Source organism: Ruegeria sp. BK1 (genome assembly GCF_056535645.1).
The window spans coordinates 1,480,746-1,503,138 of record NZ_JBQFIS010000001.1 but is presented as its reverse complement, the minus strand read 5'-3'; the positions used below and the strand labels follow the sequence as shown (position 1 = coordinate 1,503,138).

General features: G+C 58.8%; 27 protein-coding genes. 14 read left to right on the top strand and 13 right to left on the bottom strand.

Annotation, left to right across the window (positions count from 1 at the left end):
* Positions 1–8: 8 nt before the first annotated feature.
* The 6 genes from ACR3E7_RS07495 (at position 9) to ACR3E7_RS07470 (ending at position 3,298) form a co-directional block, all read left to right on the top strand.
* Complete coding sequence (locus tag ACR3E7_RS07495; protein WP_480502585.1) at positions 9–362, top strand: Mth938-like domain-containing protein; 354 nt, start codon at positions 9–11, stop codon at positions 360–362.
* 146 nt (positions 363–508) lie between these two features.
* Positions 509–1,123, top strand: coding sequence for a heme ABC exporter ATP-binding protein CcmA (gene ccmA / locus ACR3E7_RS07490; protein WP_480502584.1), 615 nt, complete (start codon positions 509–511; stop codon positions 1,121–1,123).
* On the top strand, positions 1,120–1,776 hold the full coding sequence (ccmB, locus tag ACR3E7_RS07485; RefSeq protein WP_480502583.1) for a heme exporter protein CcmB: 657 nt from the start codon (positions 1,120–1,122) through the stop codon (positions 1,774–1,776). Before ccmA ends, ccmB begins: the two co-directional genes overlap by 4 nt.
* 61 nt (positions 1,777–1,837) lie before the next feature.
* On the top strand, positions 1,838–2,611 hold the full coding sequence (locus ACR3E7_RS07480; RefSeq protein ID WP_480502582.1) for a heme ABC transporter permease: 774 nt from the start codon (positions 1,838–1,840) through the stop codon (positions 2,609–2,611).
* On the top strand, positions 2,608–2,766 hold the full coding sequence (gene ccmD, locus ACR3E7_RS07475; protein ID WP_170770430.1) for a heme exporter protein CcmD: 159 nt from the start codon (positions 2,608–2,610) through the stop codon (positions 2,764–2,766). Before ACR3E7_RS07480 ends, ccmD begins: the two co-directional genes overlap by 4 nt.
* A complete protein-coding gene (locus ACR3E7_RS07470; protein ID WP_480502581.1) occupies positions 2,759–3,298 on the top strand; it encodes a DsbE family thiol:disulfide interchange protein in 540 nt (179 codons plus the stop codon). The genes ccmD and ACR3E7_RS07470 overlap by 8 nt, the downstream gene beginning before the upstream one ends.
* 111 nt (positions 3,299–3,409) lie before the next feature.
* Here ACR3E7_RS07470 and acnA read toward each other — a convergent pair whose 3' ends face one another.
* Positions 3,410–6,100, bottom strand: a complete 2,691-nt coding sequence (gene acnA / locus ACR3E7_RS07465) for an aconitate hydratase AcnA (protein ID WP_170788841.1) — start codon at positions 6,098–6,100, stop codon at positions 3,410–3,412.
* Between the two features lie 227 nt (positions 6,101–6,327).
* Between acnA and ACR3E7_RS07460 the strand changes: the two genes are divergently transcribed.
* Positions 6,328–7,029, top strand: a complete 702-nt coding sequence (locus ACR3E7_RS07460) for a DUF1223 domain-containing protein (RefSeq protein ID WP_480502580.1) — start codon at positions 6,328–6,330, stop codon at positions 7,027–7,029.
* Positions 7,030–7,041: 12 nt separating this feature from the next.
* On the opposite strand, the gene ACR3E7_RS07455 is transcribed toward ACR3E7_RS07460, so the two are convergent.
* The 5 genes from ACR3E7_RS07455 to purB all read right to left on the bottom strand — a co-directional run bounded on the left by ACR3E7_RS07455 (position 7,042) and on the right by purB (position 11,453).
* Entirely contained in the window at positions 7,042–7,965 is a 924-nt protein-coding gene (locus ACR3E7_RS07455; protein WP_480502579.1) for a lysophospholipid acyltransferase family protein, read from the bottom strand.
* Between the two features lie 106 nt (positions 7,966–8,071).
* Positions 8,072–9,136 (bottom strand): flagellar motor switch protein FliG, encoded by a 1,065-nt coding sequence (locus tag ACR3E7_RS07450; protein ID WP_480502887.1) that lies wholly within the window; start codon positions 9,134–9,136, stop codon positions 8,072–8,074.
* 95 nt (positions 9,137–9,231) lie between these two features.
* Entirely contained in the window at positions 9,232–9,774 is a 543-nt protein-coding gene (locus ACR3E7_RS07445) for a tetratricopeptide repeat protein (protein WP_170788838.1), read from the bottom strand.
* Between the two features lie 103 nt (positions 9,775–9,877).
* Positions 9,878–10,030 (bottom strand): adenylosuccinate lyase, encoded by a 153-nt coding sequence (locus ACR3E7_RS07440; RefSeq protein WP_170788837.1) that lies wholly within the window; start codon positions 10,028–10,030, stop codon positions 9,878–9,880.
* Between the two features lie 115 nt (positions 10,031–10,145).
* A complete protein-coding gene (purB, locus tag ACR3E7_RS07435) occupies positions 10,146–11,453 on the bottom strand; it encodes an adenylosuccinate lyase (protein WP_480502578.1) in 1,308 nt (435 codons plus the stop codon).
* A gap of 89 nt (positions 11,454–11,542) precedes the next feature.
* Between purB and ACR3E7_RS07430 the strand changes: the two genes are divergently transcribed.
* From ACR3E7_RS07430 to ACR3E7_RS07410, 5 genes are all read left to right on the top strand, one after another.
* On the top strand, positions 11,543–11,875 hold the full coding sequence (locus ACR3E7_RS07430; protein ID WP_170770446.1) for a hypothetical protein: 333 nt from the start codon (positions 11,543–11,545) through the stop codon (positions 11,873–11,875).
* On the top strand, positions 11,872–12,294 hold the full coding sequence (locus tag ACR3E7_RS07425) for a DUF6314 family protein (protein ID WP_480502577.1): 423 nt from the start codon (positions 11,872–11,874) through the stop codon (positions 12,292–12,294). Before ACR3E7_RS07430 ends, ACR3E7_RS07425 begins: the two co-directional genes overlap by 4 nt.
* A gap of 77 nt (positions 12,295–12,371) precedes the next feature.
* The gene (locus ACR3E7_RS07420) at positions 12,372–12,959 is read left to right on the top strand and encodes a biotin transporter BioY (protein ID WP_170770450.1); all 588 of its coding nucleotides are present in this window, start codon (positions 12,372–12,374) and stop codon (positions 12,957–12,959) included.
* Between the two features lie 135 nt (positions 12,960–13,094).
* Positions 13,095–13,643 carry a hypothetical protein gene (locus ACR3E7_RS07415; RefSeq protein ID WP_480502576.1) on the top strand — a complete coding sequence of 183 codons (549 nt, stop codon included), beginning with the start codon at positions 13,095–13,097 and terminating at the stop codon, positions 13,641–13,643.
* An 11-nt stretch (positions 13,644–13,654) separates the two neighbouring features.
* A complete protein-coding gene (locus ACR3E7_RS07410) occupies positions 13,655–13,978 on the top strand; it encodes a hypothetical protein (protein ID WP_170770454.1) in 324 nt (107 codons plus the stop codon).
* Positions 13,979–13,984: 6 nt separating this feature from the next.
* On the opposite strand, the gene ACR3E7_RS07405 is transcribed toward ACR3E7_RS07410, so the two are convergent.
* Positions 13,985–15,199 carry a bifunctional alpha/beta hydrolase/OsmC family protein gene (locus ACR3E7_RS07405; RefSeq protein ID WP_480502575.1) on the bottom strand — a complete coding sequence of 405 codons (1,215 nt, stop codon included), beginning with the start codon at positions 15,197–15,199 and terminating at the stop codon, positions 13,985–13,987.
* Between the two features lie 241 nt (positions 15,200–15,440).
* On the opposite strand from ACR3E7_RS07405, the gene ACR3E7_RS07400 reads away from it, so the two are divergent.
* On the top strand, positions 15,441–15,623 hold the full coding sequence (locus tag ACR3E7_RS07400) for a hypothetical protein (protein WP_170788833.1): 183 nt from the start codon (positions 15,441–15,443) through the stop codon (positions 15,621–15,623).
* Here the strand turns inward: ACR3E7_RS07400 and dddP are convergent.
* Positions 15,620–16,963 carry a dimethylsulfonioproprionate lyase DddP gene (gene dddP, locus ACR3E7_RS07395; RefSeq protein ID WP_170788832.1) on the bottom strand — a complete coding sequence of 448 codons (1,344 nt, stop codon included), beginning with the start codon at positions 16,961–16,963 and terminating at the stop codon, positions 15,620–15,622. The two genes, ACR3E7_RS07400 and dddP, sit on opposite strands and share 4 nt — an antisense overlap.
* A gap of 123 nt (positions 16,964–17,086) precedes the next feature.
* Here dddP and ACR3E7_RS07390 point away from each other — a divergent pair, with 123 nt between their 5' ends.
* Positions 17,087–17,827, top strand: coding sequence for a heme-dependent oxidative N-demethylase family protein (locus ACR3E7_RS07390; protein ID WP_480502574.1), 741 nt, complete (start codon positions 17,087–17,089; stop codon positions 17,825–17,827).
* Positions 17,828–17,863: 36 nt separating this feature from the next.
* Here the strand turns inward: ACR3E7_RS07390 and ACR3E7_RS07385 are convergent, their stop codons facing one another.
* The 5 genes from ACR3E7_RS07385 to ACR3E7_RS07365 form a co-directional block, all read right to left on the bottom strand.
* Positions 17,864–18,784 (bottom strand): hypothetical protein, encoded by a 921-nt coding sequence (locus ACR3E7_RS07385; protein ID WP_331252086.1) that lies wholly within the window; start codon positions 18,782–18,784, stop codon positions 17,864–17,866.
* A gap of 198 nt (positions 18,785–18,982) precedes the next feature.
* Positions 18,983–19,771 carry a lytic murein transglycosylase gene (locus ACR3E7_RS07380; protein ID WP_480502573.1) on the bottom strand — a complete coding sequence of 263 codons (789 nt, stop codon included), beginning with the start codon at positions 19,769–19,771 and terminating at the stop codon, positions 18,983–18,985.
* A gap of 70 nt (positions 19,772–19,841) precedes the next feature.
* Entirely contained in the window at positions 19,842–20,471 is a 630-nt protein-coding gene (locus ACR3E7_RS07375; protein ID WP_480502572.1) for an MSMEG_1061 family FMN-dependent PPOX-type flavoprotein, read from the bottom strand.
* Between the two features lie 100 nt (positions 20,472–20,571).
* On the bottom strand, positions 20,572–21,978 hold the full coding sequence (glnA, locus tag ACR3E7_RS07370) for a type I glutamate--ammonia ligase (RefSeq protein ID WP_170354533.1): 1,407 nt from the start codon (positions 21,976–21,978) through the stop codon (positions 20,572–20,574).
* Between the two features lie 30 nt (positions 21,979–22,008).
* Positions 22,009–22,347 (bottom strand): P-II family nitrogen regulator, encoded by a 339-nt coding sequence (locus ACR3E7_RS07365; RefSeq protein WP_170354532.1) that lies wholly within the window; start codon positions 22,345–22,347, stop codon positions 22,009–22,011.
* Positions 22,348–22,393 lie beyond the last annotated feature (46 nt).

Genomic DNA, 22,393 nt, shown 5'->3' with positions numbered 1-22,393 from the left:
ACGAACCCATGCGCCTGAACGAGATCACCTATACCAACGCCACCCCTGTCGATGGCTACGGCCCCGGTTTCTTCCGCGTGGGCGGCGCGCTCTTTCACGGCGCGGTTCTCACCGGCCCAACCGGCACCTCGGAATGGCGGGGCTATGAGGATGCCCAACCGCTCCTCGATCTTGCCGCCAACATTGACGTCCTGTTCATCGGCACCGGGGCAGAGCTGGCACATATTCCCGCCAAACTGCGTAACACGCTTGAAGATGCGGGTATCGGGGTCGAGATCATGAATTCCCCCGCCGCCTGCCGAACCTACAACGTCCTGCTCTCCGAAGGTCGCCGCATCGCCCTTGCCGCGCTCACGGCCTGACGGATCTCCCTTCATCTGGCCAAAAATATCCCGGGGAGCGTGAGGGGCTGGCCCCTCACTCCCACCCCAACCACATCGCGTTCCGTCTAAAGCTCTGCGTCAATTCCGACCTTTTGTCCGCCCCCACAATCCGCTAAGCGAGCGCTATGACACTGACCGTGACCGATCTGGCCATCACCCGTGGTGGCATTCCCGTGCTCGAAGGGCTCAGCTTTACACTGCCTGCAGGCAAAGCACTGATCCTGCGCGGCCCCAATGGGATCGGCAAAACAACCCTGCTACGTACGCTTGCCGGGTTACAACCGCCGCTGCATGGCCGCATCGAAGGGGCCGAGGATCAGATCGCCTATGCCTCACATTCCGACGGGCTGAAACCCACGCTAACGGTTGTCGAAAATCTTAGTTTCTGGGCCTCGGTCTTTGGCACGCAAGGCATACAACCGGCGCTGGACGCCTTTGCTCTGAATGATCTGGCCGACCGCCACGCAGGCAACCTGTCGGCGGGACAGAAACGGCGGCTTGGGCTGGCGCGGATGCTGGTTACAGGGCGACCGATCTGGATGCTGGACGAACCCACCGTCTCGCTGGACCAGAACGCAGTGAAAATGTTCGCCGACGCCGTGCGCGCGCATCTGGGGCAGGGGGGATCAGCCCTAATCGCCACTCATATCGACCTGGGCCTTGACGGCGAGGTTCTGGATGTCGGCCCCAACAAGGCCAAACCCAAACCCATCGACGATTTCGACGGAGGCTTTCTGTGATCGCCTTGCTGCTGCGTGACCTGAAACTGGCCTTCCGCGCCGGAGGGGGCTTCGGCCTTGGGCTGGCTTTCTTCCTGATCGTGACCGTGCTGGTACCATTCTCGGTCGGGCCGCAATCCTCTCTGCTTTCGACTATCGCGCCTGGTGTGCTTTGGCTGGGCGCACTGCTGGCCTGCCTGCTGTCGCTCGACCGCCTGTTAGCGCTGGATTGGGAGGACGGCTCGCTCGACCTGCTGGCCACGGCACCGCTGCCGCTGGAAGCCGTGGTTACGATCAAGGCGCTTGCGCACTGGCTGACCACAGGCCTACCACTGGTTCTGGCCGCGCCGTTTCTGGGCGTGCTGCTGAATCTGCCGGTGCCGGGCTTTTCGTGGCTGGTGATCTCGCTGCTGATCGGCACCCCCGCCATGAGCGTCATCGGCACCTTCGGCGCAGCCCTGACCGTCGGCCTGAAACGCGGCGGCTTGCTGCTGTCGCTGCTGGTCCTGCCGCTATACGTCCCCACGCTGATCTTCGGCGCCGAGGTGGCGCGCCGTGGCGCCACGGGGATGGAAACCCAAACCCCGCTGCTCATGCTGGCCGGGATCACCGCCGCCACAATCGCGATGCTGCCCTTTGCCAGCGCCGCCGTTTTGCGTATCAACCTTCGGTGACGTGCTCAAACTTTGACCAAGGTCAATTGAGAATGAACCCGACTCGGACTAGATAAGGCCCATGTCTATCGCAGCCAAAGCCAACGCCCTCTGGGAATACGCCAACCCGCGCAAATTCCTCGCGACAAGCGAACGGGTGATGCCGTTTTTCTGGATCACCTCTATCGCGTGCATCGTGGTGGGGCTGATCTGGGGATTCTTCTTCACACCGGATGACTATAAACAGGGCTCGACCGTCAAGATCATCTACCTGCATGTTCCGGCGGCGCTGATGGCGATCAATTGCTGGCTGATGATGCTGGCGACCTCGCTGGTCTGGCTGGTGCGCCGCCACCATGTCAGCGCTTTGGCGGCCCGTGCGGCTGCGCCAATCGGCATCGTGATGACTTTGATCGCACTGGCGACAGGCGCGATTTGGGGTCAACCAATGTGGGGCACATGGTGGGCCTGGGATCCGCGCCTGACCTCCTTCCTGATCCTATTCCTGTTCTATCTGGGCTACGTCGCCCTGTGGGAAGCGATTGAAGACCCCGACACTGCCGCCGACCTGACCTCGGTCCTGTGTCTGGTCGGCTCGGTCTTTGCGATCCTCAGCCGCTATGCGGTGAATTTCTGGAATCAGGGGCTACACCAGGGCGCATCGGTGATGCGTACAGCTGCCATTACCGGGGCGGATACCGAGGAAAAGGTCAGTAACATCTATTTCTACCCGCTGCTTCTGTGCATCATCGGGTTTGTTCTGCTGTTCATCGCGCTGGTGCTCTACCGCACGGGCACGGAAATTCGCGCGCGCCGGATCAAGGCGTTGCTGGCACGGGAAAGGGTAAACGGATGATCCCTGATCTTGGAAAATACGCCGACACGGTGCTGTGGTCCTATGTGGTTTCAATCGGCCTTCTGACAGCACTGATCCTGTTCAGCGTGATGCGCGGCCGCAAGGTTCGGACCGAGATGGAAAAACTCGAAGAACGGATGACCCGAAATGGCTAAAATCTCGCCTCTGATGATTGCGCCACCGCTGATCTTTGGCGCCTTTGCCGTTCTGGCCGGCATCGGCATGTTCCGCGACGATCCAAACGCGCTGCCATCCGCCCGCGAAGGCCAGCCCGCGCCACCGGTCGTCCTGACCGAATTTCAAGGCAAACCCAATTTCGACGACGCCACGCTGCGCGACGGGGATGTCAAACTGGTCAATTACTGGGCCAGCTGGTGCGCCCCATGCCGAGTGGAACACCCCAACCTTCAGGCCCTGTCCGACGAAGGCATCCCGGTTTACGGCATCAACTACAAAGACCAGCTGGACAATGCCGAAGACTTCCTGACCGAACTCGGCGATCCCTACACTGGCATCGGTCGCGACGAACTGGGCCGAATGGGCCTCGATTGGGGCGTCTACGGCGTACCCGAGACCTATGTCATCGACGGCGAAGGCACCATAATCCTGCGCTTTGCCGGACCCATCACTCAACGCGTGATCGAAGGCACCATCCGCCCAGCCTTGGAAAAAGCTGCAGGCAAATAAAGCCCGCCCGTTCTTCTGTTCAAAAATACCTCGGAGCGCGAGGCAGAGCCTCGCAAATAACAAAAGGACGCCCTTAGGCGTCCTTTCTTATTCTATACGCACAAATTCCGGTCATCCGGCCTTTGCAAGGTTCCGTAGTACGTAATGCAGTACGCCACCGTTTTCGATATACTCGATTTCGGGCGCGGTATCGATGCGGCACTTCAGGGTGATGGTCTTCTCGGACCCATCGCCGTAGACGATGGTGCAGGGCACCTCTTGCAACGGCTGGATCGTGTCCAGACCGTGGATCGAGACCGTTTCGTCCCCTTTCAGACCCAGCGACTTGCGTGTGTCACCGCCGGTGAACTCAAACGGAATGACGCCCATGCCAACCAGGTTCGAGCGGTGAATACGCTCAAAGCTTTCGGCGATCACGGCCTTGACGCCCAGCAGAGCCGTACCCTTGGCCGCCCAGTCACGAGAAGAACCCGCACCGTACTGTTCGCCACCAAAGACAACCAGCGGGGTGCCCTGTTCCTGATAGGCCATCGATGCCTCATAGACCGAGGTCTGTTCGCCATCGGGGCCTTTTGTGTAACCGCCCTCGACACCGTCCAGCATCTCGTTCTTGACGCGGATGTTGGCGAAGGTGCCGCGCATCATGATCTCGTGGTTGCCACGGCGGGACCCATACGAGTTGAACTCGCGCGGCTGAACCTGACGGTCGGTCAGATACTTGCCCGCAGGCGTGGTCGTCGCAAACGAACCGGCCGGTGAGATGTGGTCGGTGGTGATCATATCACCCAGGATCAGCAATACCTTGGCACCTTCGATGTTCGAAATCGTACCCGGCTCGGCCCCCATACCTTGGAAATAGGGCGGGTTCTGGATGTAAGTCGATGTCGCGGGCCAATCATAGGTTTCCTGCTGCGGAACATCTACGCCCTGCCACTTTTCATCGCCCTTGAAGACGTCGGCATATTTCGATTGGAACGCCTCACGCGTAACGGTCTGTTCAACCAGTTCAGCGACTTCCTGGGCCGATGGCCAGATGTCCTTCATGAAGACGTCGTTACCGTCCTGATCCTGACCAATCGGCTCGGACGTCAGGTCGATATCCATGGTGCCTGCCAGCGCATAGACCACCACCAACGGCGGCGAGGCCAGATAGTTGGCGCGTACGTCAGGCGAGATTCGTCCTTCGAAGTTCCGGTTGCCCGACAGCACCGACGTGGCGACCAGGTCGCCTTCGGCAATCGCCTCGGACAGTTCTTTTTGGATGGGTCCCGAGTTACCGATACAGGTGGTGCAGCCATAACCCACGAGGTTAAAGCCCACCTTGTCCAGATCTTCTTGCAGGCCAGCGGCCTCAAGATAGGCTGACACAACCTGCGACCCAGGAGCCAGCGAGGTTTTGACCCAAGGTTTGCGGTTCAATCCCAGCGCTGCGGCTTTGCGCGCCACAAGGCCCGCGCCGATCATCACATAGGGGTTTGAAGTGTTGGTGCAGGAGGTGATCGAGGCGATCACGACCTTGCCCGATTCCATGGTGTAGTCCTCGCCGTTGACGACGACTTCCTTGCCCATGGGACGCTTGAAAGTTTCTTCCATTTCCTTGGTGAAAGCGGCCTTGGCGTCGGTCAGTGCAACATAGTCCTGCGGGCGTTTTGGACCCGAGATCGCAGGAACGATGGTGCCCATGTCCAGCGACAGGGTGTCGGTATAGATCGGTGCGTAGTCCGCATCGCGCCAGAAGCCGTTCTCTTTCGCGTAGGCTTCAACCAGCGCGATACGGTCTTCGTCGCGACCGGTATTGCGCAGATAACGCAGGGTTTCGCCGTCGATCGGGAAGAAGCCACAGGTCGCGCCGTATTCGGGGGCCATGTTGGCGATGGTCGCGCGGTCGGCCAGGGGAAGACGATCCAAACCTTCGCCGTAGAACTCGACGAATTTGCCGACAACACCTTTTTCACGCAGCATCTCGACGACCTTCAGAACCAGGTCGGTGCCGGTAGTGCCTTCGACCAGATCGCCGGTCAGCTCAAAGCCCACAACCTCTGGGATCAGCATCGAGATCGGCTGACCCAGCATTGCGGCCTCGGCTTCGATCCCGCCAACACCCCAGCCCAGTACGGCCATGCCGTTAACCATGGTAGTGTGGCTGTCGGTGCCGACCAGCGTGTCAGGGTAGGCGACTTCGTTGCCGTCCTGATCGGTGTCAGTCCAGACGGTCTGGGCCAGATATTCCAGGTTCACTTGGTGACAGATGCCGGTTCCGGGCGGCACAACGCGGAAGTTGTTAAAGGCGTTCTGGCCCCATTTCAGGAACTGGTAGCGTTCCATGTTGCGTTCATACTCGCGGTCCACATTCATCTGGAACGCGCGCGGGTTGCCAAACTCGTCAATCATGACCGAGTGGTCGATGACCAGATCAACTGGGTTCAGTGGGTTGATCTTCTGTGCGTCGCCGCCCAGTCCTTTGATGCCGTCACGCATTGCGGCCAGATCGACAACCGCCGGAACACCGGTGAAGTCCTGCATCAAAACGCGGGCAGGGCGATAAGCGATCTCGCGCGGGTTCTTACCGCCGTTGGCGCCCCATTCGGCAAAGGCCTTGATGTCGTCGACCGAGACCGAGAAACCGTTATCCTCGAACCGCAGCATGTTCTCCAGCACCACTTTCAGCGCGGCGGGAAGGTTTGAGAAATCACCCAGACCGGCCTCTTGTGCGGCGGGGATGGAATAATAGGAAATGGACTTGCCATTCACGCTCAGGCTGCGGCGTGTCTTGGCGGTATCCTGTCCGACTTTGATGGGCATCTAGTGGCCTCCCTCTCAAATGACGTGGAATATGGGATTCGCTGAGGGGTATCTGCATCACCCAAGCCGCCGGTTCAAGGTCCAACAGCCCACCTGCGGCAATTTTTGTATACCATTGCACACATTTTTTTGAAATCTGGCTGTCGCGGCTCTCAAGAAACCTTGATTGGAGGTTGAGCGGCGATAGATGTACACCTGTCTCGCATCCCACAAATCCCGAGAGCCCCATGATCAGAACCGTTACTGCGACCGCGCTTGTTTCCCTGTTTCTTGCCTCGTCTTCGATGGCGGAAAGTGACCCGGTGGTTGTGGAGTTGTTCACGTCTCAGGGGTGTTCTTCCTGTCCCCCTGCAGACAAGCTGATGCATGAGCTTGCCAAGCGCGACGACGTTATCGGCTTGGCGCTGCACGTGGACTATTGGGACTATATCGGATGGGAAGATGAATATGCCAATCCCGATCACACCACCCGGCAGCGCGCCTATGCGCGTGGGGGCGGGCGGTCGATGATCTATACGCCGCAGATGGTGATCAACGGGCAGCAGGATGTTGTGGGCGCCAAGGCTGATGAACTAAATCGCATCATCGACGCCCATCTGAAAGCTGCGCCAGAGGCATCGGTCTCAGCAACACGGGCGGCGAATGATGTCACGGTGGATGTCACGCCGATCGAACTGCCCGAAGGGGCGACCTATGAGATTCGGGTGGTGGAGTATTCACCGATGCGCCATGCCTCGATCCGCCGAGGGGAACTGGCAGGGCATGAGCTGGACTATGCCAATGTGGTGGAATCCTGGCACTGGGCGGGATCCTGGGATGGCAACCAGGCACAGCAATATTCGGTTGCGCTGACTTCGGACCTGCCTGCGGTTGTGCTGGTTCAAGAGGCGGGTCATGGCCCGATCGTGGCCGCTGCGCGGGTCAAATAGGTCGACCGCCCATTAAACCATGTCTTCCGGCTGAACACCCAGCCCATTCCAAGCTTTCCAGCGGCGGTGAATCCAGAACCACTGGCCCATGTTTTTGCGCACCATCGCCTCAAGATCGTCATTGGTGAACTGGGTCATGGTCTTGGGGTCGGTATGGGGGACGGGGTCGTGCAGGACGATCTCAAAGTCGATACCGTTGGGCTGGCGCACGGCATAGCAAGGGATCAACACCGCCTTGTACTTCATCGCAAGCTCGGCATTCAGAACCGAGGTCACGGCGGGTTTGCCGAAATAGGTCAGCTCTTCGCCGCCATGGGCATGCAGGTCCGATACGATGGCGATGATCCCACCCTTTTTCAGGGCGCGCACCATCTCAACCATGCCGCGGCGGCCCTGTTCAAACATCGGCGCGCCGGTTTTGTAAAAGGCGTCGACATACATGTCGTTGAAATAGGGGTTTGCCATCCGGCGATAGAGGCAACCGATCGGTTCGCCGCTGCGTTCCTGTAGCGCGATGCGCGCCGCAAGGTAGTGGCCGAAATGGGCGGTGATCATCATCACCGGCTTGCCCTCGGCCACGGCGGCGTCAAACGCTGCGATACCAGGACCCGAAACCTTTGCGTGGCGCTGTCGATCCGTAAACCCTTCGGGCGAGAAATGTTCCATAATCGCACGGCCAGCATTGTCGGGGACGGCCCGGCAGATGCGATTGACTTCATCCTCGGGCAGGTCGGGGCAGGTCAGCTTCAGGTTGTTGCGCACGCGTTTCGAAAACCCCACCACAGGCGCAAGCGTGCGGACCAATGCGCCCATTGTCGCAATGCGGCGCTCATAGGGCAGCAGGCGCATCGCGCCAATCAACCCTTTTAGGAACAGGCCGGTCACGTAATATTTGCCAAGCTCAATCCGGCTGAGTTCTGACTTTTCTACGGGCATCTGTGGCTCTCGGCGGCTATTGCGGGCGTTGCCGGGCCAGACATACAACCCCGACCGAGTGACCACAAGCGTTCTGAATGGGTTACAAGGGCACGGAGGCGTCTCGTTATTCCTCGGCCTCTTCTTCGACAAGGGTTATCGCGCCGCCATCCACCAGATCGCGGATTGCGCCAACGATCTGGGTCATGGCCTCTTCCGCCTCAGCTTGTTTGACCTTGCCGCGTTCGGTCATTTCCTCGCGCAGATTGTCGGCCATGCGCGAGGACATGTTGGTCAGAAGAAATTCAACCGTTGTCTTGTCGTCCTCGGTCTCCGCACCGGCGAGCGCTGTGACCAGAACCGGTTGATCCACGCCCCGAAGGATAGCGGGTACGTCGCGCGGCAGGATGCGCGTTGGGACATGGGCGAATGTAAAGATGGACCGGCGTACGACACTGGCGAAATCCGAATCCTCCTCATCCAGAGCGCTAAGCAACCCGTCGCGGGTCGAGGCGGCGGATTGGTTGAGGATGGCCCCCACGCGCGCACCGGGGCCATCTGTGAATGCCATGGTCGGGCGTTGATCCAGTTGCGCGGCCAGCGACCATCCGATCCGGTCTACTGCCTCGGGTGTGACATTGGCGGTTTTCGACACCGCATAGGTGATCCGTCGCGCCACAGGGCCGGGCAGGTGGCCCAATAGCTGCGCGGCCTTCGCGGTTTCCAGCTTCGAAAGCATCACTGCCGCGACCTCGATACTTTCGGCCTGCGCCATGTCGGCCAGATCCTCGGTCGGGACTTCGCGCAGGCGCTGCCAGGGATCGCCGACTTGACGCACCCCTGCGACTTTGCGCAGCCGCGCGGCGGTGGCCGGAGCGATTTTGCCGTTCACAGCATCCAGCGCACCCGCAAGTCCGTGCGGAAAGGAAAGCCCGACACTGTCCAGCGCTTCGGCAAATTCAGCGGCCACAGCGTCCAGCGTCACCCGGTCCACCAGACCCATCTGCCCCAGTTGGTGGGTCAGCTTTTCCTGCAAGTCATCGGGAAGATCCTCAAGCGGGATATCCGCGCCGTCATTTAACAAAAGCCGTACGACCACTGCCGCCTTTTGTCGATTGCTCAGCGCGCGTGGAACCACGCGCGGCGCTTCTTGTTCTTTGTCGGCAATGGGGGCCGAAGCCCCCGGCGCCATTTGTACCAATGTGTGTGAGTCCTGCATCTGCCTGCGGTGCCATCATTCTGATCCACGGGCAGAATAGGGAGACTCGGGTAAAAAAAACCTGAAGCTTAGTAGTTGAAGGTCAGCCCCGTGCGGATTGCCTCGCGCAGAGACGCCTCGGCCCAGGTGCCTTCACCACCGCGCGCCTTGATCTCGCGCCATTGCTCGATGGCCAGATCGGTGCGACCTTCGGCGACATAGCCTTGTGCCATGTACGAGCGCGCCAGAATATTGTCGGGATTGACCCTGATAGCGTCCTGATAGAACAGATTGGCCTGTTCCAGATCGCCCAGCTTTCGGAAGGTAAAGCCCCAATAGGTCAGAACACGGTCATCATCCTGATCCATGATCCGAAGGACGTCCTGCGCGTTTTCCAACTGCCCGTCATAGGCAAGCTCACGCACCGCGCCATAAAGTTCGTCCTGAGTGAAATTTGTTTTGTTCGGTTTCACACAGCGCCCGGCGTCCTTGTCATAGACCCGACCGAACAGACACTTCTTGGTCGTGTTCGTCGGTTTAGGCGGGCTGCTGTCCCCACCGCCAGCGGCGTGGGCAACTGGGGCGAAAGCGAATGCCTGCAGGGCAATTGCTGAGGCTAGTACTAGGCGCATTTTCCTACTCCGTTCTCTGGGCTGCTCTGATCAAGCATAGCGCGATCCGATAAAAGACGAACAATCGGCGGCTCGCTTTTATTCACGAGTAGGAAATATTTTCTTAGCTGTTCACGGTTTTGGTACAGCTCTGGGTCTCATAGTCCCATTGGGTGCCCGGCGCGCAGGATTGCGTTTGCTTGGAATGTCCGCTGCAGGCCATCGCGATCGAGGCAGAGCAGGTCAGAGCCAATGCGCATAGAAGAGTACGGGTCATGGTGGGTCTCCTGTTCTGAACAACGACCCCATCATATCCGAATTTGAGCAACCTGACAAAAGGACAAGGCCCGAATCCGCCTATACGGTCCGGGCCTTGTTTAGTGCGTTAGGCTTTATTCCTCGCCAAACACGCGCGCGAAAATCGTGTCTACGTGCTTGGTGTGATAGCCAAGGTCGAATTTCTCTTCGATCTCCGCGGGGCTGAGGGCGGCGATGACATCGGCATCGGCCAGAAGTTCTTCTTTGAAATCAGTGCGGTGTTCCCAAACCTTCAAAGCGTTGCGCTGAACCATGGCATAGGCGTCTTCGCGGCTGACACCCGCTTGGGTCAGAGCCAGCAAAACCCGTTGGCTCATGACCAGACCGGGGAATTTGTTCATGTTCTCCAGCATGTTTTCAGGGAAGATCAGCATCTTGTCGATCACACCTGTTAGACGGGCCAGCGCAAAGTCCAACGTGATCGTGGCGTCCGGCCCGATCATGCGTTCCACCGAGGAATGCGAGATATCGCGTTCGTGCCAAAGTGCCACATTCTCCATCGCAGGGATCACCGCCGCACGCACCATACGCGCCAGACCAGTCAGGTTCTCGGTCAGCACCGGGTTTTTCTTGTGCGGCATAGCTGACGAGCCCTTTTGACCCATCGAGAAGAACTCGGCCCCTTCCAGAACCTCGGTCCGCTGCATATGGCGGATTTCGATAGCGATATTTTCGATGCTGCTGGCGATCACGCCCAATGTGGCAAAGAAGGCCGCGTGACGGTCGCGCGGAATGACCTGCGTGCTGATCGGCTCGGGCACCAGACCAAGTTTGTCGCAGACATGCTCTTCAACCGCAGGGTCGATATTGGCGAAGGTGCCGACCGCGCCGCTGATAGCGCCGGTGGCGATCTCGGCCCGCGCGTCGCGCATGCGAGACAGATTGCGGTCCATCTCTGCGTAGAAACGCGCAAAGGTCAGACCCATGGTGGTGGGCTCGGCATGGATGCCGTGGCTGCGGCCGATGCGGACAGTGTCCTTGTGTTCGATCGCGCGGCGTTTCAGGGCGGCCAGCAGACCTTCGAGATCGGCGATCAGCAGGTCGGCAGCGCGGGTCAATTGTACGTTCAGGCAGGTGTCCAGCACGTCGGACGAGGTCATGCCCTGATGGACAAATCGCGCCTCTTCACTGCCGACATGTTCGGCCAGGTGGGTCAGAAAGGCGATGACGTCATGTTTGGTGACGGCTTCGATCTCGTCAATCCGCGCCACGTCGAACTCAACGTCCTTGGCCTTCCACACGGCCTCGGCGTTTTCGCGTGGTATTACGCCCAGATCGGCCATAGCGTCACAGGCATGGGCTTCGATCTCGTACCAGATGCGGAACTTGCTTTCGGGCGACCAGATGGCAACCATCTCGGGGCGGGAATAACGTGGAATCATTGGCAGCAGCACCTTATTGTGATTTGGCAGGAGGCGTTGCGGCGCGGTTTAAACCCGACCCGCCACGGGAACAAGATGCGAGTGCGCAGATGAGACGGTTTGCCCTGATTTTAGCCCTTTGGCCCGATATTTCGGCCGCGACAGAGTTTTGGCCACTGACCGGGAATGAAATCGTGTCGGCCTTGACCGGGCAGAAACTCAGCTATGGCGAAGGCGTCTGGCAAACCTTCGATGCAAGCGGGGCTACGCAGTATTTCTCGGGGCGACCCAGCAGTGGACGGTGGGCAGTTCGCGGAGATCAGTATTGCTCGACCTGGCCACCATCCGGGCTTTGGGCCTGCTATGACGTTTTGCAAAGCGGGGTAATCATTCGGTTCATCGACGACAGGGGCGGGATCACGGACGGGTATCTGCCGGAATGATCGCTCCGAACAGCCTGTCCGATTTCGAAGGCTGCTGGGGCCTGACGCGCACCATCCGCGACGCAAGAGCGGGGCAGGTGGTGCAGGCGGATGGGATGGCGTATCTGCGTCTTGCTGATGACGGTCTGATCTATGACGAAGAAGTGGTTTTGCGCATACCCGGCCAGGCTGAGGTGAAAGGCGCCCGGCGCTACCTTTGGCGTGCGGACCGCGACGACGTAGCAGTCTTTTTTGACGACGGGCGGTATTTCCACCGTTTGAATCTGGGGGTTCCGCAGACGTCGGATCACCATGATTGCGCGCCAGACAGCTATGACGCTATCTACGATTTCTCGTCCTGGCCGCGATGGAGCGTACGCTGGATCGTCTCCGGGCCACGAAAATCCTACGAAATGGACACGGAATACGTGCTAAGGTAGCGTAATCACCTTGAAGTGAGCGGCCGGATTGGGCATTGCTGTCGCAGAATTCCGATCCGAATTGGGGAGAAATGAAGATGAATGCAAATGTACTGGCCAATGCGTTTGGCCCGCGCGAAGGCACGGCGCTGCGTGTTAAGCAAGTGATCCTGGTTGCGCTGGGCATCGTTGCTTTGGCCGTTGCCGCGAAAATCAAAGTGCCGATGTGGCCGGTTCCGATCACCATGGGCACCTTTGCCGTTCTGACCATTGGCACCGCCTATGGCGCGCGTCTGGGTTTGGTGACCATGCTGGGTTACCTGCTGATCGGCGCGCTGGGCTTTGATGTGTTCGCCGGTTCGTCGGCCGAGAAATTCGGGCTGACTTACATGATGGGTGGCACAGGCGGCTATCTGGTGGGTTATGTGCTGGCGACCCTGGCTCTGGGTGCTCTGGCCGCGCGCGGCTGGGACCGCTCGGTTGGCAAGCTGGCGCTGGCGCTGGTTCTGGCCAATGTGTTGATCTACGTCCCCGGCCTGCTTTGGCTGGGTCAGCTGTATGGTTGGGATCAGCCGATCCTGGCCTGGGGCCTGACGCCGTTCCTGGTGGGTGATGCGATCAAACTGGCGCTGGCGGCGCTGCTGATCCCTGGCCTGTGGAAACTGGTGGGCGACGCCCGCGCCTGATTTCCCGCTTTTGAGAACAACGAAACCCGCGCCCGGAGCAATCCCGGCGCGGGTTTTTTTGTTATGGAATGAGACTGGACAAATCCGGTCATCGCGGGCCACTCTGAGCCAACAGAAACAACAGGTTATTATGATATGTTTTTGCGATTAAGCTCTGCCATTGCGGCAATATGGCTTGGCGCCGCGCCAGTGTTGGCCGATACCCCGGTGACGTATACGGATAATGGACGCGCCTTGTTCAGCTTTTCGGTGCCCGATTTCTGGGCCGTGCGGACAGGTGGCACACGCGAGATTGAGGATACGCAACTCGGAGATCCCCGCGCAGTGGCTCGTGTCATGGGGATACGGCCTGTGACCGATGACAACGTCTGGATCGGTTTTGTCGCACCCGCCGGCGTCGCCTCGATCGACGGAGGATTGCGGTATCTTCAGGATGTCGACAAGTTTCTGGTCAAATCTCCAGTGGTCTCAGACAATGTTTCGACTCGTATCGGAGGGCTGCCCGCGCAAGTGATCCGGGGCACCGGTACCCGTGATGGGCGGGGCGTTAACTTCACTGCGACTGTGATCGACCTGCCCAATGACCGCGTCGCCGTGGCCGTTGCCGTTCTGCGCGATGGGGCCGATCCGGCCTATTTGGATGATCTGAACGCAGTGTTTGCCTCGTTCCGGGCTGCTCGGTGAGGAGGGGGAAGATGGCCAGAAAACTGATCAAACGCACCTGTCTTGCCCTGAGTCTGGGCGCAGCCAGTTTTACCCTTTCGGCCTGTGATGGGGTCACTGTTGGCGTGGGATACGGATATGATCCGTTTTACGACTCGCTTCTTTGGAACGACTATTACCACGACGTAGATGTGGACATCGACGTAGATCGCCCGGTTCGCCCGAAGCCGCCGGTTGGGAAACCGCCTGCACGGCCCAAGCCACCGATCGCCAAACCGCCCGCGCGGCCCCGGCCACCTGTGGCTCGGCCCCCGACAGCACGGCCGCCGATCCATCGACCGGCACCGCGACGGTAAGGTGCGTCAGGTCAGCAATTCGGTCGTAATTTCCGCCGAACCCTCAAGTGTCCTGTGAACAGGGCACTTGTCGGCAATTTCCAGCAACCTGGCGCGCTGTTCGTCGTCCAGAGGACCTTCGAGCCGGATCTTGCGCCGGAACAGATCAACCTTTCCGTCGCCGACTAGCCCCGCATCCTGCCCGTGGACCTTGTTGTGGCAGACATCGACAACAATGCCCGTCAACGGCCAGCGTTTGCGACGCGCATACATGCGAATTGTCATCGAGGTGCAGGCCCCCAATCCGGAAGACACGAAACCGTAAGGCGACATGCCTCGGTCGGTGCCGCCATACGAGGCAGGCTCGTCCGCGACCGCATGGTGACGGGGGCCGGATTGAATGTCCTGCAAGAAACCGCTGGGGTCGGCCTCGGTCACGCGCACAATGCCTTCGGGGGCGCCGGGCGGTGGGGCTGGTGGGGACAGGGTTATGTAGCGTGTCACCCAGGCCGCAATCACATCGGCCGCATATTCAGCGTCACAGGCCCGCGTGATCAGGTGGTCGGCATCATCCAGAGTAACAAAGCTTTTGGGGTGCTTGGCGGCCACAAAGATGGCGCTGGCGTTGTCGACGCTCACGGTCTCATCCAAGGGGGCGTGCAGGATCAGCAGCGCGGCTTTCAGCTCTTTGATGGCGGGGGTCAGTTCGGTTTCCGATATGTCATCGACAAAGGCCTTACCAATGCGGAAAGGACGCCCGCCTAGCGTCACTTCAGCCGAGCCTTCCTGCTCGATCTCGGGAAGAGCGGCCTGGAAATGGTGCGAGACATGGCCCGGATCAACAGGTGCGCCCAGCGTGACCACCGCTTTGACGCTGGGAATGCCAGCGCGGGCGCGCAGCACAGCAGCTCCGCCAAGCGAGTGCCCAATCAGCAACGACGGCGCCATGTCGCGCCCGGCAAGATAGTGAGAGGCGGCAATCAGGTCTTCGACATTAGAAGTGAAAGTGGTGTTGGCGAATTCGCCTTCAGAGTGACCCAGACCGGTGAAGTCAAAACGCAGAACGGCAATACCCATTCCAGCCAAGCGAGCCGCGATGCGACGGGCGGCGGGAATGTCCTTGGAGCAGGTAAAACAATGGGCAAACAACGCTGTGGCCAGAACCGGCCCGTCAGGCAGGTCGAGGCGCGCAGCAAGTTGGTTGCCGTCGTGACCGGCAAAGGTAATGCGTTCGGTGGGCATGGCAGTTCCTTACGTCGCAAGTTGGCGCCAATACTGTGGGCTTCTACCGGGTCGCTCAACCCATATGTAACGCGCGTCACGGGAAGGTGAGAACAGATCGGTCATCCAGTACATGAAGCGGAACGTAGGTTTCAATTACCATCAATTTATGTGATGAGGTATCAAAATAATATTCGTTTTAAAAATATGTTTGGAGCCTCCACATTGACTTTGTTCACGTCACACAATCTCGGAGGCCATGATGGCACACATTTCTTGCGCACCACGCAGCACCGCGCTGCGCCCCGATCTTCTGATCATTCTTGCCCTGACGGCGCTGCTTAGCTTTGCGGCGGGTCACAACTGGCCCGAGGCCGCGCCGGTCGCGGCGCAAACCGCTGAAGACTGGCACGGCAATGTCAAACGCTCAACCTGGCCGGACTAGGCCAGACCCATAAGCTGGGGGTCGAACGGATAGGTTGTCAGGTTCTCATACCCGTCTTCGGTGATCAGAACCTGATCCTCCAGCTTGATGGAAAAGTCACCGCCCACTTCGCCCACGGCGGCCTCGACACACAGGACCATGCCGGGCTCCAAGGCATAGTCGTAAGCGCCGGCAACCGCCTTGTCCGGGTAGGCCACCAACGGCCATTCATCGCACAGGCCGACACCGTGCATCAGGCAACCGTATTTCTGTGCCTGAAACTTGTCGTCCAGTTTGTGTGAGTTGGCCGTCAGATCGGGGATCATGACGCCGGGTTTCAGCATCTCCATATTGGTCATGATATGCTCATGCGCGTGCTGCATGGCATAGATCATGTCCGGGCGGGGTTTCTGATCGCCGATCCACCATGTGCGTGAGATATCGATACATATACCGTAAGAACCGATCAGGTCCGTATCAAACGCGATAATCTCATTTTGTTGCGTGATCCGCGGTCCACATTCCTGAAACCACGGGTTCGTGCGTTGCCCTGAGGCGAGCAAGCGGGTTTCAATCCATTCACCGCCGCGTCGGATGTTTTCAGCGTGCAGAACGGCCCAAATGTCATCCTCGGATGTCTTGCTGTCGCCGACATTGGCGCGGGCAAACTGCTCCATCGCGCCAACAGCGGTCTCGCAGGCATGATGGGCGCAGCGCATGGCCAGAATCTCGTCCGGGCCCTTGATCGCGCGGGTCTTTTCAGTGAGTTCTTCGCCCTCCATGATCTCGAACCCCTGCGCCTCGAGAGCGCGCAGCCCATGCAGCATGATCTTGTCCACGGCCAAGCGTTTGTTGCCGCCGCTATGCTCTTCGATCAGCACCCGCACCTCATTCGAGAACACATCAGCCGCCACATCCACCTTGTCTCCCCGGTCGAAATAGAACAGGTCGGCGCCTGAACGCTGTTCGCGCACCAGCGGGTTGAAGGTCGAAAGGAAGGGCGAGTTTTTATAGTCCCAGATTACCATGTACCCATCGGCGCACAGCAGTACGGCGCGAAACGGGTTGTGGGTGTTCCAAAGCTGCATGTTGGTGCTGTCGGTGGCATAGCGGATGTTCAGCGGGTCGAACATCAGCACCCCGCCATAGCCGCGATCCACGACCGCTTGCGTCAGGCGTTTCCAGCGATACTCGCGCATGTTGGCAAGGTTGGGCAGGGTCAACCCGGCGGCCTCCCACTCGGAAAAGGCTAGTTGGGTGGGACCGATCTCGATCCGGTCCAATTCGTTCGGGGTGCCATCACCAAGGGTCGCGCCTTTGGTGGGGTCGATTTTGCGGCCGTCGCGGTAATGTGTGTTCATGGATGCCCTCTCTGCCTGTTTTTTCAGCGTGGAGAATCATTGCCGCGCAGTCTCGATAAATTGCGACGGTCGGATCGTCGCTTTTTGACCGACAGCTCTGCGTTGCAGTGATAGATCAGCCTTATGACGATTTTTCAGACCGCAATTCCCTACAACCCGCTAGATCAACGCCCACTGCCGGGTATCCAGCCCGACAGTATGGAGACATGGCTGCACCGGGATGATGCCTTTGCTGCGCAGATGCAGCACCGAGAAGCTTTGTTGCGCGACCGCCGGGCGGATGTTCTGGCGCTGGACCCAAGCGCTGAACCGGCGGCGCAGGAGCTGCTAGATATTGTGCTGTACCACGCCTATCCGGGGTGCTCCGACCATGTCACCCGACCCGATGGACAAGAGGTGGTCATCGATCGAGCCCAGCCGATGGAGACCCTATGCAAACTGGTGCAGGAGGATATCTGTATCTTGCAAAAGCACGGCGAAGAACATGTTCTGACCGGGGCCGTCTTGTGTTTTCCGGCCAGTTGGCGCCTGTCCGAGAAGTTCATGCGCCCGCTGATCGACATCCATGTGCCGGTCGACAGCTATGACGATGACATCGCCCGCCGTGTCCAGCGCTTGTTCGACGGGATACGGCCGGGTCGGCCGCTCTGGAGGTTCAACGCGCTGTGGTACGATGATGCCGAGTTGCACCAACCCCGAAGCGCGCAGGAGCCACGTCACATCAAAGACCCCGGATCCGCGCCTTATCTGCGCAGCGAAAAGCAAACACTGTTGCGGCTGCCGCAGACGCAGGCGGTGGTATTTACAATCCATACCTACGTGCTGAAAGCGTACAGCTTGCCAAATATAGAAAACCCCGCCTGATGGCGGGGCCTCCTAGGAGGGTCTTAGGTTCGTGAATCACATGCCCAAAACGTTGGCAACACCTGCGAAGGCCCCGCTTGTGCTGAGAGCGGAGATCGCTACCGAATAGGCAAGCACCTGAGTGTTAAGGCGAAAATCTTCGCCCCGGATCAGGTTCACAGCGGCCATAGAGGCCGCGATCGGAACAGACACACTGGCCACGGCACCGGTCAATCCCCAACTGGTCAGTCGCAGGATATCACTGGGCTGTTCGTCGTGGTCGAGGGGGTGCGTGTCGTCCCGATCCAAAGGCTGCTCGATAGGTTCTGTCCGAAAAGCGATGCTGAGCAACTGCTCATCCGACAACTGGATCGGCCGGGCTGCCGGGGGCGGCGCCTTTTTTTGTGGCTCGTCCAGTGGGTCTTCCTCAATAGTGTCCAGTTCCGCGAACGGGCCTGAGACTGCCTCGAAAATCTGTTTTCTATTTCGCTTCTTTTTTTTAACGGGGGGCAGAGTGTCAAACGCACTCATGAATTGTTCGATGGTCAGCACGGTGTTGGGGGTCAGCCATTCAACCCGCTGCGTGGCGCAGATGTCGACCATGCGATACAGGACAACCACCAGCATCAGCTCGGAAATCTCGCGGTCGTCCAGAAGCGGTGAGACCGGCGTGATCGTAATGGTCAGCCGGTTTTTCGGCAACGTCACCACGGGCCGTTGCAGCGTCTTCAAACCAGCCGAGCGGTTCATGCGCTCAAACCGGTCTTCAGCCACGGGCACCTGTGTGTCCAGCGTCAGACGCACCAGATATTGATTGCAGACGATGCTGGCTTCGGTCGCGTCACGAATGCTTTTGCGTTCGACCAGATGCCCGTAATCTTCAAGCGTTGCAGAAACAATGGCGCTGAACCGCTCGATCGCGCCATCGGTCTCGCCGTCAAACTGCAAACCACCATGATAGCTGTTCTTCGGAGTCACTGCGCATTCCTTTGTCGCATCCTGTTTGGACTCCAGTCTAGTGAGAGAAATGGGGCAGATTTGGGCGAAAATGGAAAAAAATCACAAATTGCAAAGATTGATTACGGTCTGGAAACCTAGGCAATTTAAGGGCCATTAAATGTCTGTGGCAGGAATGTGGCTGAAATAAGGAGGCGCGTGCTGAGATTGTGGCCAGCCTTAGCCGTCGATTCGCGCGGCCATGATGGCGATGGATTGCTGGTACACGGTGGCAGCATTCCATTGCTGAATGACGGCAAAGTTTGGCTGCCCTTGCTGGTAGCCGCGCCCCGGTTTCCAACCCTTTTTGCGAAGAAAATTCGCGGTCGAGGCCAACGCGTCGGTCATGTTGTAGAAATCCACTTTGCCGTCCCCCGTGGCATCGACCCCATAGTTCAGTGCGTTGCCGGGCAGGAACTGCGTGTGCCCCAATTCGCCATGTTTCGCCCCCCGTGTCGCGGTCGTAATGCTGCCTTGATCCACCAGTTTCAGTGCGCCGATCGCATGGGGAATGAAGAATTCCGACCGGCGGCAATCATAGGCAAGGGTGGTGATTGCCGAAACAACCTGACTGTCGCCCATAAAGCCGCCAAAGCCGGTTTCCATGCCGTGAATGGCGATTAGAACACCCGCTGGAACGCCATATTGCCGCTCGAGCGCCGCGTAGAATTGCGGGTTTCGCGCCTTGCGCCTGCGTCCCTGCGCGACAATCGTGTCGGCGCCGCGAACCTGAATGAATTTGTCCAGCGAATATTTGAAACTCTTCTGGTTGCGATCGGCTGCAATAGTGCGTGTTGCATAGGTCGTCTGGGCGAGTGCCTGGAGGCCTTTGTTTTTTACACCCGCGCGTTTGGCTTGTTTCGCGAAGTCCTTTTTCCAAGCCTCAAAATCGGCGCTTGTGTCACCGCAGGGGGCAGCAATCGCAAGAGTTGGAAGGATTAAGGCGAAAAGCAGGGCAAGACGAAACATGGTGAAAAACCTGATGGACTGAAAAGAACAATTCCCATCTTACGTACCGAGAGCTGTCCCGCAAAGGGGGTCAGTACAGATCCAGTTCTCCGCTTTGCTTGAGGGTTTCGAACCATTCATCCGGAGTTTTGTTGATCCGCGCGTGCTTGACCATCATGGCGTTCATGTTCGGCAGGTTTGACGAATCTGGCCAATCCTGAGGGTTCCACAGGTTTGCGCGGATCACGCATTTGGGGCAATGGGCGAAGACGGTTTGAACTTTGATCAGTAAGGCCAGCTTGGGCGCGCGACCTTGCACGGCCATGGTGTCCAGCAGCTTTGGGTCGGCGCAGATTTGGGCCGTTCCGCGCATGCGCAATGTCTCCATCTTGCCGGGCACGAAGAATATCAAACTGACGCGTGGGTCTTTCAGGATGTTGTGGAACGTGTCCACGCGTTTGTTGCCAGGACGGTCGGGGATGGCGATCAGGGTGTCCGAGAGCACGTGAACAAAACCGCTTGGGTCTCCGCGCGGTGACACATCCAAATGTCCGTCGGGACTGGCAGAGGCAATGATGCAAAACGGCGAGGTTGCAACAAAGTCGCGGCACATCTGATCCAGAGCGGGCAATTCCTTGGCGATGATCTGGGGCAGAGGCGCGCGGGTTATCTGTTCCAATTCTTCGGCGGTGGTCACGAAATGCGTAAACTCGGTGTCCATGGGATCTCCTCCTTGGCAGGCAGTCTGGAAGATCACCCGAAACGAAACAAGGGCGCCCGGTTGGGCGCCCTTGGAAGAATTTTCGTCGAAAATTCTTGGATCAGCAGCTGTAGTACATGCCGTACTCGACCGGGTGCGGTGTGTGCTCGTAGGTTTCGACTTCTTCCATCTTCAGTGCGATGTAGCCGTCGATCTGGTCTTTGGTGAACACGTCGCCCTGCAGCAGGAAGTCGTGATCGGAGGCCAGAGCTTCCAGCGCTTCGCGCAGCGAACCACATACGGTCGGGATGTCGGCCAGTTCTTCGGCCGGCAGATCGTACAGGTTCTTGTCCATGGCTTCGCCCGGATCGATTTTGTTCTTGATGCCGTCCAGACCAGCCATCAGCAGAGCAGCAAACGCCAGGTAGGGGTTCGCGGCTGGGTCGGGGAAGCGAGCCTCGACGCGCTTAGCTTTCGGGCTTTCGGTCCATGGAATACGGACACAACCCGAACGGTTGCGGGCCGAATAGGCGCGCAGAACAGGTGCTTCGAAGCCCGGGATCAGGCGCTTGTAGCTGTTGGTCGACGGGTTGGTGAAGGCGTTCAGGGTCTTGGCGTGCTTCAGGATGCCGCCAATGAAGTAGATCGCTTCATCCGACAGGTCAGCGTATTTGTCGCCAGCGAACAGAGGCTTGCCGTCTTTCCAGATCGACATGTTCACGTGCATACCGGTGCCGTTGTCGCCTGCGATCGGCTTTGGCATGAAGGTGGCCGATTTGCCGTAGGCATGTGCAACATTGTGGATGACGTACTTGTACTTCTGCAGCTCGTCAGCTTGCTTGGTCAGGCTGTCAAAGATCAGGCCCAGCTCGTGCTGACAGGAAGCAACCTCGTGGTGGTGCTTGTCCACTTTCATGCCCAGGCGCTTCATGGTCGACAGCATCTCTGAGCGCAGGTCTTGCGCTTCGTCAACAGGGTTCACGGGGAAGTAGCCGCCCTTGACGCCGGGACGGTGGCCCATGTTGCCCATCTCGTACTCGGTGTCGGTGTTCCACGACGCGTCGGTTGCATCAACTTCGTAAGATACCTTGTTGATGCTGTTCGAGAAACGGACGTCGTCGAACAGGAAGAATTCGGCTTCTGGGCCCATGTAGGCAACGTCACCAATACCCGAAGCTTTCAGGTAGGCTTCGGCTTTCTGGGCGGTGCCGCGCGGGTCACGCTCATAGGCTTCGCCGGTGTCGGGCTCAACGATCGAGCAGTGCAGGCAGATGGTCTTTTCCGCGTAGAACGGATCAACATAGGCACTTTCGGTGTCGGGCATCAGTTTCATGTCCGATGCTTCGATCGATTTCCAGCCAGCGATCGACGAGCCGTCGAACATGAAGCCTTCTTCCAGGAAATCTTCGTCAACCTGGTCCGACATGATGGTGACGTGCTGAAGCTTGCCGCGCGGGTCGGTGAAGCGGATGTCGACGTATTCTGCGTCTTCATCACGGATCAGCTGAAGAACTGCGTCCTTGCTCATACTCTATTTTCCTCTGATTGGAGTGTTCGATTACAGCGCTTCCGAGCCGGTTTCACCGGTCCGGATGCGAATGGCTTGCTCAACGGGCGACACAAAAATCTTGCCGTCGCCGATCTTGTCGGTCTTAGCGGCCGAAACGATGGCGTCGATGGCAGCATCGACCTGATCGTCGTCCAAAACGACCTCGACTTTTACTTTGGGCAGAAAGTCGACGACATATTCCGCGCCACGATAGAGTTCGGTGTGGCCTTTCTGACGGCCAAAGCCTTTGACCTCGATCACACTGAGACCCTGGACGCCTACGTCCTGCAGCGCCTCTTTTACTTCGTCCAGCTTGAACGGTTTGATGATCGCTTCGATCTTCTTCATACCGGGCTCCCTTTAACTCTTGTCAGGGTGGCACTGACCACGTCTA